A 243-nucleotide genomic window follows, 5' to 3' on the forward strand; every position below is an offset into this window, starting at 1 on the left:
GTTGATTTAGCTGGCCAAGTTTGGCCAAGCCAGTTTGTCGGTTTCGGTAACGGCGCCGGTAGCGACGTCCGTATCATTAAGCGCGTTGATATTCCTAGAATGACATTTAGCTACTCGTTGGCTAATGCCGACGGTCAGGTCATTTTAAGTGGTGAAGATGTGAAACTTAAAGATATGGATTTTATGGAGTCGAATATTCGTCGCAATCGCACGGAATCGCTTTCTTATGAAAAAGCGATGCTT

1 protein-coding gene is annotated in these 243 nt (G+C 44.9%); it reads left to right on the forward strand.

Translation table 11 applies throughout. The features are described 5' to 3' along the window. Window positions 1-243: DUF3016 domain-containing protein (locus NLF92_RS13625; RefSeq protein ID WP_254102805.1), on the forward strand; the 243-nt coding region annotated here is incomplete at both ends.

The sequence above is a fragment of the Opacimonas viscosa genome (assembly GCF_024199005.1).
Classification (GTDB): domain Bacteria; phylum Pseudomonadota; class Gammaproteobacteria; order Enterobacterales; family Alteromonadaceae; genus Opacimonas; species Opacimonas viscosa.